The sequence below is a fragment of the Citrobacter sp. Cpa228 genome (genome assembly GCF_030333085.1).
Classification (GTDB): domain Bacteria; phylum Pseudomonadota; class Gammaproteobacteria; order Enterobacterales; family Enterobacteriaceae; genus Citrobacter; species Citrobacter pasteurii.
In genome coordinates this window covers 24,337-36,485 of record NZ_JAOWGQ010000035.1, presented here as the reverse complement: position 1 = coordinate 36,485, position 12,149 = coordinate 24,337, and the positions used below count along the sequence as shown (strand labels likewise).

Annotated in this window: 13 protein-coding genes; 8 read left to right on the top strand and 5 right to left on the bottom strand. The window is 53.2% G+C overall.

Annotated features, from left to right (window positions below):
* Positions 1 to 41 precede the first annotated feature (41 nt).
* Positions 42 to 98, top strand: coding sequence for a YsgD/CorL family protein (gene ysgD / locus OGX91_RS04095; RefSeq protein ID WP_212723238.1), 57 nt, complete (start codon positions 42 to 44; stop codon positions 96 to 98).
* Positions 99 to 252: 154 nt separating this feature from the next.
* Positions 253 to 1,203 carry a magnesium/cobalt transporter CorA gene (corA, locus tag OGX91_RS04090; protein WP_003017920.1) on the top strand — a complete coding sequence of 317 codons (951 nt, stop codon included), beginning with the start codon at positions 253 to 255 and terminating at the stop codon, positions 1,201 to 1,203.
* Between the two features lie 85 nt (positions 1,204 to 1,288).
* On the opposite strand, the gene rarD is transcribed toward corA, so the two are convergent.
* On the bottom strand, positions 1,289 to 2,185 hold the full coding sequence (gene rarD / locus OGX91_RS04085) for an EamA family transporter RarD (RefSeq protein WP_199947994.1): 897 nt from the start codon (positions 2,183 to 2,185) through the stop codon (positions 1,289 to 1,291).
* A gap of 51 nt (positions 2,186 to 2,236) precedes the next feature.
* Positions 2,237 to 2,704: an acyl-CoA thioesterase YigI gene (gene yigI / locus OGX91_RS04080; RefSeq protein WP_005133301.1), complete on the bottom strand. Its 468-nt coding sequence runs from the start codon at positions 2,702 to 2,704 to the stop codon at positions 2,237 to 2,239.
* A gap of 289 nt (positions 2,705 to 2,993) precedes the next feature.
* Here yigI and pldA point away from each other — a divergent pair, with 289 nt between their 5' ends.
* The 3 genes from pldA to rhtC all read left to right on the top strand — a co-directional run bounded on the left by pldA (position 2,994) and on the right by rhtC (position 6,465).
* Positions 2,994 to 3,863 carry a phospholipase A gene (gene pldA / locus OGX91_RS04075; RefSeq protein WP_003017916.1) on the top strand — a complete coding sequence of 290 codons (870 nt, stop codon included), beginning with the start codon at positions 2,994 to 2,996 and terminating at the stop codon, positions 3,861 to 3,863.
* Between the two features lie 88 nt (positions 3,864 to 3,951).
* Positions 3,952 to 5,781, top strand: a complete 1,830-nt coding sequence (recQ, locus tag OGX91_RS04070; protein ID WP_040230080.1) for an ATP-dependent DNA helicase RecQ — start codon at positions 3,952 to 3,954, stop codon at positions 5,779 to 5,781.
* Between the two features lie 63 nt (positions 5,782 to 5,844).
* Entirely contained in the window at positions 5,845 to 6,465 is a 621-nt protein-coding gene (gene rhtC, locus OGX91_RS04065; RefSeq protein WP_038634488.1) for a threonine export protein RhtC, read from the top strand.
* A gap of 38 nt (positions 6,466 to 6,503) precedes the next feature.
* Here rhtC and OGX91_RS04060 read toward each other — a convergent pair whose 3' ends face one another.
* Both OGX91_RS04060 and rhtB read right to left on the bottom strand, forming a co-directional pair.
* The gene (locus OGX91_RS04060) at positions 6,504 to 7,388 is read right to left on the bottom strand and encodes an Rpn family recombination-promoting nuclease/putative transposase (RefSeq protein WP_040230081.1); all 885 of its coding nucleotides are present in this window, start codon (positions 7,386 to 7,388) and stop codon (positions 6,504 to 6,506) included.
* Between the two features lie 163 nt (positions 7,389 to 7,551).
* Positions 7,552 to 8,172: a homoserine/homoserine lactone efflux protein gene (rhtB, locus tag OGX91_RS04055; protein ID WP_005133285.1), complete on the bottom strand. Its 621-nt coding sequence runs from the start codon at positions 8,170 to 8,172 to the stop codon at positions 7,552 to 7,554.
* 110 nt (positions 8,173 to 8,282) lie between these two features.
* Here rhtB and pldB point away from each other — a divergent pair, with 110 nt between their 5' ends.
* From pldB to OGX91_RS04040, 3 genes are all read left to right on the top strand, one after another.
* On the top strand, positions 8,283 to 9,299 hold the full coding sequence (gene pldB / locus OGX91_RS04050) for a lysophospholipase L2 (RefSeq protein WP_003017911.1): 1,017 nt from the start codon (positions 8,283 to 8,285) through the stop codon (positions 9,297 to 9,299).
* 15 nt (positions 9,300 to 9,314) lie between these two features.
* A complete protein-coding gene (yigL, locus tag OGX91_RS04045; protein ID WP_003017910.1) occupies positions 9,315 to 10,115 on the top strand; it encodes a sugar/pyridoxal phosphate phosphatase YigL in 801 nt (266 codons plus the stop codon).
* Between the two features lie 75 nt (positions 10,116 to 10,190).
* The gene (locus OGX91_RS04040) at positions 10,191 to 11,090 is read left to right on the top strand and encodes a carboxylate/amino acid/amine transporter (RefSeq protein ID WP_005133270.1); all 900 of its coding nucleotides are present in this window, start codon (positions 10,191 to 10,193) and stop codon (positions 11,088 to 11,090) included.
* On the opposite strand, the gene metR is transcribed toward OGX91_RS04040, so the two are convergent.
* Complete coding sequence (gene metR, locus OGX91_RS04035; protein WP_155022040.1) at positions 10,978 to 11,931, bottom strand: HTH-type transcriptional regulator MetR; 954 nt, start codon at positions 11,929 to 11,931, stop codon at positions 10,978 to 10,980. The two genes, OGX91_RS04040 and metR, sit on opposite strands and share 113 nt — an antisense overlap.
* Positions 11,932 to 12,149 lie beyond the last annotated feature (218 nt).

The window sequence follows — 12,149 nt, the reverse complement described above, 5'->3', positions numbered from 1 at the left end:
GCGTAACATGCGCGCACGATTACGCTAAGAGGACATTCGCCTTGGACACACCCAGTAGATACTGGCTCATTATCCTGTCATCCAGGATCAACTCCTAAGGCTATCCCTTTTTGCTGATAGCCTTCGCGGTTGTCAGCGACCTTCTGTTTTTTCCCGTCGCGCTGAGTCAGGCTGTTTAATGGTCTGAAACCCAATTTGTTTCTGTGTGCCCTCCGAACTGTCCGATAATTTTTTGCATTGGGAGTCCCGGTCATGCTGAGCGCATTTCAACTGGAAAACAATCGTTTAACTCGCCTTGAGGCAGACGAGATCGAGCACCTGGCCAGTTCGGTTTGGGTCGATTTAGTCGAGCCGGATGACGAAGAACGAAACCGTGTGCAAAAGGACTTGGGCCAGAATCTGGCTACGCGCCCTGAACTGGAAGACATTGAAGCATCCGCGCGTTTTTTTGAAGACGAAGACGGTCTGCACATTCACTCCTTCTTCTTCTATGAAGACGCCGACGATCACGCGGGTAACTCAACCGTCGCATTTACTATTCGCGAAGGTCGCCTGTTTACCCTGCGCGAGCGCGAATTGCCGGCCTTTCGCCTGTATCGCATGCGTGCGCGTAACCAGGCGATGGTGGATGGCAACGCCTACGAGCTGTTGCTCGACCTGTTCGAAACCAAAATTGAACAGCTGGCGGATGAGATCGAAAACATCTACAGCGACCTGGAAAAACTCAGCCGTGTGATCATGGAAGGGCGTCAGGGCGATGAATATGACGAAGCGCTTTCGACGTTGGCGGAACTGGAAGATATCGGCTGGAAGGTACGCTTGTGTCTGATGGATACCCAGCGTGCGCTGAACTTCCTGGTGCGTAAAGCGCGGTTGCCGGGCAGCCAACTGGAGCAGGCGCGTGAAATCCTGCGCGATATCGAATCCCTGCTGCCGCACAACGAATCACTGTTCCAGAAGGTTAACTTCCTGATGCAGGCGGCGATGGGCTTTATCAACATCGAGCAGAACCGCATCATCAAGATCTTCTCGGTGGTCTCCGTGGTGTTCCTGCCGCCGACGCTGGTGGCGTCCAGCTATGGGATGAACTTTGAGTTCATGCCGGAACTGCACTGGAGCTTCGGTTATCCTGGGGCGATTGTCTTTATGATGCTCGCGGGTCTGGCGCCGTATCTGTACTTTAAGCGCAAGAACTGGCTGTAATATTTTAGCCGGATGGCGGCTTCGCCTTATCCGGCCTACAGATCACGTAGGCCTGATAAGCGTAGCGCCATCAGGCAAAATGCAATCACATCCCCAGTCGCGTTTTTCTTTGCGTGTAAATCGCATCCATTACGAAAATCGCCAGCGCGACCCAGATAAACGCGAAAGTGACCATCTTGTCCGCACCCGGTACTTCACCGTAGAACGTTACCGCCAGCAGGAACATCAGCGTAGGGCCAATGTACTGGAAGAAACCCAGCGTCGACAGACGCAGACGGGTTGCCGCACCGGTAAAGCACAGCAGCGGTATGGTGGTCACGACACCCGCAGCAATCAGCAGCAGATTGAGCGACATCGGGTTTTGCCCCATATGGCTGGTTGAGCTGTCGGCAATGCCAAACAGATATATAGCTGCGATGGGTAAAAGCCACAGGGTTTCGATCAGCATGCCGGTTTGTGCTTCGACGGCAATCTTCTTGCGCACCAGACCATAAAAAGCAAAGCTGAACGCCAGTCCCAGCGCGATGATTGGCAGCGATCCGAAGGTCCACAGCTGTACCAGTACGCCACAGGCGGCTAACAGTACCGCCAGCCACTGCATGCGGCGAAAGCGTTCGCCGAGGAAAAGCATTCCCAGCACAATATTCACCAGCGGGTTAATAAAATAGCCGAGGCTGGCTTCCAGCATATGGTGATTATTGACCGCCCAAATGAACAGCAGCCAGTTTCCGCCGATGAGCACCGCAGAGAGCGCCAGCAAGAAGATCTTCTTTGGCGTTTGTAGTAGCGTTTTGACACCCGACCACTGGCGGCTGATGCTCATCAGCACCACCATGAAGAAAAATGACCAGATGACGCGGTGCGTCAGGATTTCATCCGCCGGGACATAGTAAATCAGCTTGAAGTAGGCAGGTGCGATACCCCAAATAAAATAAGCAGCAAGAGCGAGTAACACGCCCTGCCGCGTTTGCTTAGCATCCATCGGGAAAACTCATTGCAGAAATGTAACCGCAGTTTACCTTTTTTTGGCCGCTTACCCCACCATATAAGTGGCGGTTGCGCTGGCAATATAAAGCTGTTCTTCGTTATGCAGTTCCACGCGCGCTACAGCGACTTTATTACCCGCCCGCAGCAGGCTGCTGGTGGCGGTAAAGCGATTCCCTCTGCCTGGTCGCAGGTAATCAACGCGCAAATCGATGGTTCCCATGCGTGACATCCGCTGACGCAGTTCGTCTTCGCTGATCGTTTCATGGCGAGTCAGCGTACTCCCAACGCACACCAACCCGGCGGCGACGTCCAGCGCCGAGGCGATCACGCCGCCATGCAAAATACTTTGCGCCCAGTTACCTACCATCATCGGTTGGTTATTAAAGGCTAATTGCGCAAATTCTTTCTCATAGCGTTCAAGCTCCAGTCCCAGCGCCCGGTTAAACGGCATATGATAGACAAACATTTCACCCACTAATTTCAGCGCTTGCTCAGCAGTAAGTACGGCAGACATACGATCCCTACATCTCAATAGTTAATGAAATGTTGATATTATGCTTATTATTTGTTGTTTACTACTTTGGGACGGGATGATTAACGAGGAACTCGCTAAGTATGTATACCCGTCATACTTCAAGTTGCATGTGCGTTGGCAGCGCCTGCTCACCCCAGTCACTTACTTTAGTAAGCTCCTGGGGTTTACAGACTTGCCGCCTTCCTGCAATTTGAATTATTTAGGGTATAGAATACCTGCCAGATAATTATACAATTCATCAATATTTTGGTTCAGGAGAACAGTACCGATGCGGGCGATTCTGGGATGGTTACTACCAGCAGTCATGCTGCCGTTGACCGCGTATGCGCAGGAAGCGACAGTGAAAGAGATTCATGATGCTCCCGCGGTTCGCGGCAGTATTATCGCCAACATGCTGCAGGAGCATGACAATCCTTTCACGCTGTACCCCTATGACACTAACTATCTTATCTACACCAATACCAGCGACATGAACAAAGAGGCGATCAGCAGCTATAGCTGGTCCGAAAATGCGCGCAAAGATGAGGTTAAGTTTCAGCTAAGCCTGGCGTTTCCGCTCTGGCGCGGGATATTAGGCCCAAATTCGGTACTCGGCGGCTCCTATACCCAGAAGTCCTGGTGGCAGCTTTCGAACAGTGAAGAGTCTTCCCCGTTTCGCGAAACCAACTACGAACCGCAATTGTTCCTCGGTTTCGCCACCGACTATCGCTTTGCTGGCTGGACACTACGTGATGTCGAAATGGGGTACAACCATGACTCCAACGGCCGTTCCGATCCCACCTCGCGCAGCTGGAACCGTCTGTACACTCGTCTGATGGCTGAAAATGGTAACTGGCTGGTGGAGGTTAAACCGTGGTACGTCATCGGCAGCACCGACGATAACCCCGACATCACCAAATATATGGGCTACTATCAGCTCAAACTGGGTTATCACCTCGGTGACGCCGTCTTAAGTGCGAAAGGTCAGTACAACTGGAATACCGGTTACGGCGGCGCTGAATTGGGTGTCAGTTACCCCATTACGAAGCATGTGCGTCTTTACACCCAGGTTTACAGCGGTTACGGCGAATCGCTGATTGACTATAACTTCAATCAGACCCGCGTTGGCGTGGGCGTGATGCTCAACGATATCTTCTGACTGGTATTGAGAGTATTTTAATCATTGCAGTTTCTCTCTCAGGCGCTGAAAATAGCGCCTGTTTTTATTTCAGGCTAATGGGGTTAATGTGGCGCAGGCGGAAGTGTTGAATCTGGAAATGGGCGCTAAGCAGGTTTTGCAGGAAACCTTTGGCTACCAACAGTTTCGCCCTGGTCAGGAAGAAATCATTGATACCGTGCTCTCTGGTCGCGACTGCCTGGTCGTTATGCCGACCGGTGGCGGTAAATCCCTGTGCTATCAGATTCCCGCATTATTGCTCAACGGACTCACCGTTGTTGTCTCGCCGCTTATTTCCCTGATGAAAGATCAGGTCGACCAATTATTAGCAAACGGCGTGGCGGCAGCGTGTCTGAACTCTACCCAAAGCCGTGAACAGCAGCTTGAGGTGATGGCTGGCTGTCGCAGCGGGCAGATTCGCCTGTTGTACATTGCGCCTGAACGCCTGATGCTGGATAACTTCCTTGAAAATCTGGCGCACTGGAATCCGGTGCTGCTGGCGGTTGATGAAGCGCACTGTATTTCGCAGTGGGGACATGATTTCCGCCCGGAATACGCGGCGCTGGGACAGTTGCGTCAACGTTTCCCAACCCTGCCGTTTGTGGCGCTGACCGCGACCGCGGACGAAACCACCCGGCTGGACATTGTGCGTCTGCTGGGGCTCAACGACCCGTTAATTCAGATCAGCAGCTTTGACCGCCCAAATATTCGCTACATGCTGATGGAGAAGTTTAAGCCGCTCGATCAGCTGATGCGCTATGTGCAAGAGCAGCGCGGTAAGTCCGGCATTATCTACTGTAACAGTCGCGCCAAGGTAGAAGACACCGCCGCGCGTCTGCAAAGCCGTGGCATCAGCGCCGGGGCTTATCATGCCGGACTGGAAAATGCCGTACGCGCCGAGGTGCAGGAGAAATTCCAGCGCGATGACCTGCAAATCGTAGTGGCGACCGTGGCGTTCGGCATGGGGATCAACAAACCTAACGTACGCTTCGTGGTGCATTTCGACATTCCGCGCAATATCGAATCCTATTACCAGGAAACCGGCCGCGCCGGGCGTGATGGCCTGCCTGCGGAAGCAATGCTGTTTTACGATCCGGCTGATATGGCATGGCTACGCCGTTGCCTCGAAGAGAAACCCGCTGGGCAACTACTGGATATCGAACGGCATAAGCTCAATGCGATGGGGGCGTTTGCCGAGGCGCAAACCTGTCGTCGCCTGGTGCTGCTGAATTATTTTGGCGAAGGGCGTCAGGAGCCGTGCGGTAACTGCGATATTTGCCTCGATCCGCCAAAACAGTACGACGGACTCATGGATGCGCGTAAAGCACTGTCGACGATCTACCGCGTTAACCAACGTTTTGGTATGGGCTATGTCGTCGAGGTTCTGCGAGGCGCGAATAACCAGCGTATTCGCGAACTGGCTCATGACAAACTGCCGGTCTATGGCATTGGTCGCGAGCAAAGCCACGAACACTGGGTGAGCGTTATTCGCCAGCTTATTCACCTGGGCCTGGTGACGCAGAATATTGCCCATCACTCGGCGTTACAGTTAACCGAAGCCGCGCGTCCGGTGCTGCGCGGTGAAGTTCCACTACAGCTTGCCGTGCCGCGTATTGTGGCGCTGAAACCGCGCGCGATGCAGAAATCCTTCGGCGGCAACTACGATCGCAAACTGTTCGCCAAATTGCGTAAGCTGCGTAAAGCCATTGCCGATGAAGAAAATATCCCGCCGTATGTGGTGTTCAACGACGCCACGCTGATTGAAATGGCTGAACAGATGCCGGTTTCACCGAGCGAAATGCTGAGTGTCAATGGTGTGGGAATGCGTAAACTTGAGCGTTTTGGCAAAGAGTTTATGGCACTTATCCGCGCACATGTTGATGGTGACGACGAAGAGTAGTCAGCCAGGCAAAAAAGTGCCAGGATGGTGACTCACTGAACTATTCCCCCGCGAGTCATTTTTATGTTAACGCTATTTTTCACCGTTGCGTTGGTGCATATCGTTGCACTGATGAGTCCCGGTCCCGATTTTTTCTTTGTCTCTCAAACGGCCGTTAGCCGTTCGCGTAAAGAGGCGATGATGGGGGTACTGGGCATTACCTGCGGCGTCATGGTCTGGGCGGGCGTGGCGCTGCTCGGTTTACACCTGATCATCGAAAAAATGGCCTGGCTGCACACCATTATTATGGTCGGCGGTGGTCTGTACCTGTGCTGGATGGGGTATCAGATGCTGCGCGGTGCGTTTAAAAAACAGGACGTTGCGGCACCCGCACCGCAGGTTGAACTGGCGCAGAGCGGACGCAGCTTCTTGAAAGGTCTGCTGACCAATCTGGCGAACCCTAAAGCCATTATCTATTTTGGCTCAGTTTTCTCGTTATTTGTTGGCGACAGCGTGGGAACGGGCGCGCGTTGGGGGATTTTTGCCCTGATTATAGTGGAAACGCTGGCGTGGTTTACCGTGGTCGCCAGCCTGTTTGCGCTGCCGAAAATGCGTCGTGGCTATCAGCGCCTGGCGAAGTGGATTGACGGTTTTGCCGGGGCGCTGTTCGCGGGCTTCGGTATCCACCTGATTATTTCACGCTAAGTTTGTTATCCGCCTGGGAGCTCCAGGCGGAGTATGGTTTATTGCGCAAGCTTTTGTAATTCGTCCTTCGAAAGGCCGGTCATTTCCATAATCGCGTCGGTATCAAGACCTCGCTTGAGCATTGCTTTTGCTACATCAGTGAGGGCTATGCGCCGCCCTTCTTCGCGACCTATCTGCTTTAGTTGATCCGCCATTGTCATCAATTTTTCTCCATGCTGCGGCACACGCTGTGCCAGCTGATACAATAATGTCTGAACATCTTGTGTATTCCCTGCTTGCACCATGTAGTTTACCAGTACGGTTATTTGTTGTCCGCTCATCTTCTCCAGCATAAACAGGCGGGTAAGTTTATCCAGCAGCTGCGCCATGTCGCGCTGGCGAATGTGTTTTTGTACTAATGTCAGCGCCGCCATACTGCGATGCTGCATGATTTCATCATCTGGAATAACCGTCACATCCACCAACGGAAACGGTGTGCTGTAAAGTTGAAGGGCGGTTCCCGAATCCTCAAAGTGATCCAGCCAGTTCATTGAGCCTTGCCATGGGCTTTGCTTGCCATGGTAAAAGAGCACTGGAATCACCAGCGGTAGAGTGTCGTTTCCAGCCTCAAGATGACGCTGCATCGCTGCGATAGCGTAGCGCATCAGGCGAAATGACATATGCTTGTCAGGTGAGCTTTGATGCTCAATAAGCACATGTACATAGCCTTGTCCGCTGGTGGTTTCCAGTGAGTAGAGAATATCGCTGAAGTAGGGGCGCAGATCGTCCTCCACAAAACTGCCTGATTCCAGATGAAGTGTTTCCAGTTTGCAGATTTTGATTAACGAAGGCGGAAGATGAAGTTCAATAAAGTCCCGCGCGGTTTCCACGCGGGAGAGGAAGGTCTTAAATACTGTGTCATGGGGTGTCGTAGCTTCCGCCATCGTCCATCATCCGTGAGAAGTGAAAGTGGCGGCATTCTGGCATTAGATATCAGCCTCTAACAGTGCAGAATAAAAGATGTTTCCCCCTTTGCGGAGAGTCTCGAAAAGACATACAGCGATGCTCAGAACACTCACATTTTACTGCGAGCACTATTCCAGTTTTCTAGGCATGCCTTGCCGATGCCAGCAGGGCGCCTATCAGCATAAACAGCGATCCGAACACTTTGTTCAGCGCCTTCATTTGCTTTGGCCCTTTAATCCATCCTGCAATGCGCGTAGCCAGCGTCGCGTAACCGATCATCACAATGATATCGACCACGATGGTCGTAACGCCAAGCACCACGTACTGCATCAGTTGCGGTGCCTGCGGCAGGATGAACTGCGGGAACAGGGCGGCAAGAAAAACAATGCTTTTGGGGTTGGTCAGATTCACAAAGACCGCGCGTTTGAACAGGCGACTGCGCGATTGCGTATTCGCCATGGTGTTCAGATCGATAGCGCCCGCTGCCCGCCATTGTTGAATACCCAGCCAAATCAGATAGGCCGCTCCCGCCCACTTCAGCACCTCAAACGCGATCACCGAACGAGAAAATAGCGTTCCCAGCCCCACGCCAACCAAAACGATATGAATGCCCAGCCCGGTCTGTAAACCCGCAATCGACGCGCTGGCACCGCGATAACCATGGCTGATGGCGGTTGTCATGGTATTGATTGCGCCAGAGCCTGGAGACAAGCTCAAAATGATAGAGGTCAGCAGGTAGGCGAACCACCATTCAAAGGTCATGAGAAACTCCCGAATTGTCTATTTTTATGCCACAATACGCTACTGCCGTTAGGTTGTGTCAGCGACGGCGAAAAAAACGATTTTACTTGGTCAGCGAGGCTGGATACCCGATGTTTCAGCAGCAAAAAGACTGGGAAACAAGAGAAAACGCGTTTGCTGCTTTTTCCATGGGGCCACTGACAGATTTCTGGCGTCAGCGGGAGGAAGCGGAATTTACGGGCGTGGATGATATCCCCGTACATTTTGTTCGTTTTCATGCAGAAAAAAACGATCGCGTCATCGTCGTCTGTCCTGGACGCATTGAAAGTTACGTGAAATACGCTGAACTGGCGTATGACCTGTTTCATTCTGGTTTTGACGTACTCATTATCGACCACCGTGGCCAGGGGCGTTCCGGGCGTATGCTGTCAGATCCGCATCGTGGTCATGTCGATAACTTTAATGACTATGTCGACGATTTAACCGCCTTCTGGCAGCAGGAAGTGCTACCCGGTCCGTGGAGAAAACGCTATATACTGGCGCATTCTATGGGTGGAGCGATTGCCACATTGTTCCTGCAGCGCCACCCGAATCAGTGTGATGCCATCGCGCTTTGTGCGCCGATGTTTGGTATTGTGATGCGCTTTCCTGACTGGATGGTGCGCCACATTCTGGACTGGGCTGAAGGGCATCCACGGATCCGAGAAGGCTATGCGATGGGAACCGGGCGCTGGCGGGCGCTGCCGTTCGGTATGAATGCGTTAACCCATAGTCGACAGCGCTATCGGCGCAATCTACGCTTCTATGCTGATGAGCCGCGGTTGCGCGTTGGCGGTCCCACCTATCACTGGGTACGCGAAGGGATTCTGGCTGGTGAACAGGTCCTGGCTGGCGCGGGAGACGACGCGACGCCGACGCTGCTGATTCAGGCCGAAGAAGAGCGTGTGGTGGATAACCGCATGCACGATCGTTTTTGTGAACTCCGCGCCGCAGCGGGCCATCCTGTAGAAGGAGGTCAGCCGCTTGTCATAAAAGGCGCGTACCATGAGATCCTTTTTGAAAAGGACGCAATGCGCTCAGTCGCGCTTAACGCTATTGTCGAATTTTTCGACAAGCATAACTCATCCAGCGGAACCCGCTTTGCCTAGAGGTTGAATTTTCTTATGTATCAGGTTGTTGCGTCTGATTTAGACGGTACGCTGCTTTCCCCCGACCATACTCTGTCCCCCTATGCCAAAGAGACGCTGAAATTACTGACTGCTCGTGGCGTTAACTTCGTGTTTGCGACTGGCCGTCATCATGTTGATGTGGGACAAATTCGCGATAACCTCGGCATTAAAACCTACATGATCACCTCCAACGGCGCGCGGGTGCATGATTCTGACGGAAATCTGGTGTTTTCGCATAACCTGGATCGCGATATTGCCAGCGACCTGTTTGGCGTAGTGAATGCAAACCCGGACATCGTGACCAACGTTTATCGCGATGATGAGTGGTTTATGAACCGCCATCGCCCCGACGAAATGCGCTTTTTCAAAGAAGCGGTGTTTAACTATTCTCTGTTTGAACCTGCGCTACTGGAGCCGGAGGGCGTCAGCAAAGTGTTCTTCACCACCGATTCTCACGAAAGGCTGCTGCCGCTGGAGCAGGCGATTAACGCCCGCTGGGGCGATCGCGTTAACGTCAGCTTCTCTACGCTTACCTGTCTGGAAGTCATGGCGGGCGGCGTGTCGAAAGGTCATGCGCTGGAAGCGGTGGCGAAAGCGATGGGCTACAGCCTGAAAGACTGCATCGCTTTTGGCGACGGGATGAACGATGCGGAAATGCTCTCCATGGCGGGCAAAGGCTGCATCATGGGCAACGCCCACCAGCGTCTGAAGGATCTGCATCCGGAGCTGGAAGTCATCGGACTCAACGCCGACGATGCCGTGCCGCACTACCTGCGCGATCTCTTTTTAAAGTGATTGTTCTTTAGTTGACCAGTTGTCAACTAAACTCTCCGCTACAATGGATGTTCCCTGTTCTAAGAGGCATCCATTGTGGCGCTACTCATCATTACCACTATTTTGTGGGCCTTTTCCTTCAGCCTGTTTGGCGAGTACCTTGCCGGTCATGTCGATAGCTATTTTGCGGTGCTGGTGCGCGTTGGACTCGCGGCGCTGGTGTTCCTGCCGTTTTTACGTACCCGCGGGCACAGCGTAAAAACGATCGCGCTGTATATGCTGGTGGGGGCCATGCAGCTTGGCATTATGTATATGCTGAGTTTTCACGCCTACCTGTATCTGACGGTTTCAGAACTGTTGCTTTTCACCGTGCTGACGCCGCTCTACATCACGCTGATTTATGACCTGATGAGCGGACGCCGTCTGCGCTGGAGCTACGCTTTCAGTGCGTTACTGGCGGTGATTGGCGCGGGGATTATTCGTTACGATCAGGTAACCAGCCACTTCTGGACTGGCCTGATACTGGTGCAGCTTTCTAATATTAGTTTTGCCATCGGTATGGTGGGCTATAAGCGTCTGATGGAAACCCGCCCAATGCCACAGCACAACGCTTTTGCCTGGTTTTACATGGGGGCCTTTCTGGTGGCTGTCGTGGCCTGGTTCATGCTGGGTAATGCGCAGAAAATGCCTGCAACCACGCTGCAGTGGGGAATTCTGGTCTTTCTTGGCGTGGCGGCGTCCGGCATTGGTTACTTTATGTGGAACTACGGTGCGACCCAGGTAGATGCAGGTACGTTGGGCATCATGAACAATATGCATGTGCCGGCCGGGCTGTTGGTCAACCTGGCTATCTGGCATCAACAGCCTCACTGGCCAAGCTTCATCATTGGCGCGGCTGTGATAGTGGCCTCACTGTGGGTACATCGAAAGTGGGTCGTTCCGCACTCCGCACAAACGGCAGATGATCGCAGGCGTGATTCCGCGCTGAGCGAATAAACGCTTCCGTGACTGGCTGTCGCTGCTCGCCATCACGCACGGCGGCGTACAGTCGGCTCCACAATCCATCGCCCAGGGTTTTGGTCACCACCAGGCCCTGGCGTTCAAAACTCTCCACCACCCAGTGTGGTAACGCGGCGATACCCATTCTGGCGGCAACCATTTGAATCAGCAGCAGGGTGTTATCCACGCTCTTCAGCGACGGGCTCACGCCCGCAGGCTGTAAGAAATGCCGCCAGACATCCAGTCGACTCCGTTGCACCGGGTAAATGAGCAGCGTCTCGCTGGCCAAATCTTCCGGCGCGATTTGCGTTTTGCTGGCCAACGGATGGTCAGGCGCCAGGACCAGGCGGACTTCAAAATCGAACATCGGCGAGTAGTGCAGTCCGCTGCGCGGCAGAATGTCGGAGGTTAACACCAGATCCAGCTCATCCTGCTGTAGCGCCGGTTGCGGATCGAACGTCACGCCGGATTTAAAGTCCATCTCCACCTGCGGCCAGTTGGCACGAAAATTCTCCAGCGCGGGCGTCAGCCATTGAATACAGCTGTGACATTCAATCGCGATACGCAGTCGGGTTTGCTGCGGTTCGTTGCAGGCCTGCAGCGCCCGACCAATTTGCGGCAATACCTGATTTGCCAGCTGCAGCAAAATTTCGCCCTGCGGCGTAAAGCGCAGCGGCTGGCTTTTACGGACAAAGAGTCGAAAGCCAAGGCGCTGCTCCAGATCGCTGAACTGGTGAGAAAGGGCGGATTGGGTCTGATGCAACGTCGCCGCAGCGGCTGCCAGCGAACCACTATTCCGCAACGCCTGGAGCGTTTTCAGATGTTTAATCTCGATCATGAAAGTCCTTCACTTCGGCATGAACAAATTGCGCTTGAGGAATATACAGTAACCGCCAATTATGGATGTGTAAACATCTGGACGGCTAAAATCCTTCGTCTTTTAAATTTATGGTGCGTTGGCTTCGTTTCCCCACCCCAGTCACTTACTTCAGTAAGCTCCTGGGGATGAGTAAACTTGCCGCCTTCCCTAAATTCAAAATCCATAGGATTTACATA

What these genes read in the sequence shown, in the direction of transcription:
- corA (WP_003017920.1), top strand. Translation starts at nt 253, where the DNA reads ATGCTGAGCGCATTTCAACTGGAAAACAATCGTTTAACTCGCCTTGAG.
- rarD (WP_199947994.1), bottom strand. Translation starts at nt 2,185, where the DNA reads ATGGATGCTAAGCAAACGCGGCAGGGCGTGTTACTCGCTCTTGCTGCT.
- yigI (WP_005133301.1), bottom strand. Translation starts at nt 2,704, where the DNA reads ATGTCTGCCGTACTTACTGCTGAGCAAGCGCTGAAATTAGTGGGTGAA.
- pldA (WP_003017916.1), top strand. Translation starts at nt 2,994, where the DNA reads ATGCGGGCGATTCTGGGATGGTTACTACCAGCAGTCATGCTGCCGTTG.
- rhtC (WP_038634488.1), top strand. Translation starts at nt 5,845, where the DNA reads ATGTTAACGCTATTTTTCACCGTTGCGTTGGTGCATATCGTTGCACTG.
- OGX91_RS04060 (WP_040230081.1), bottom strand. Translation starts at nt 7,388, where the DNA reads ATGGCGGAAGCTACGACACCCCATGACACAGTATTTAAGACCTTCCTC.
- rhtB (WP_005133285.1), bottom strand. Translation starts at nt 8,172, where the DNA reads ATGACCTTTGAATGGTGGTTCGCCTACCTGCTGACCTCTATCATTTTG.
- pldB (WP_003017911.1), top strand. Translation starts at nt 8,283, where the DNA reads ATGTTTCAGCAGCAAAAAGACTGGGAAACAAGAGAAAACGCGTTTGCT.
- yigL (WP_003017910.1), top strand. Translation starts at nt 9,315, where the DNA reads ATGTATCAGGTTGTTGCGTCTGATTTAGACGGTACGCTGCTTTCCCCC.
- metR (WP_155022040.1), bottom strand. Translation starts at nt 11,931, where the DNA reads ATGATCGAGATTAAACATCTGAAAACGCTCCAGGCGTTGCGGAATAGT.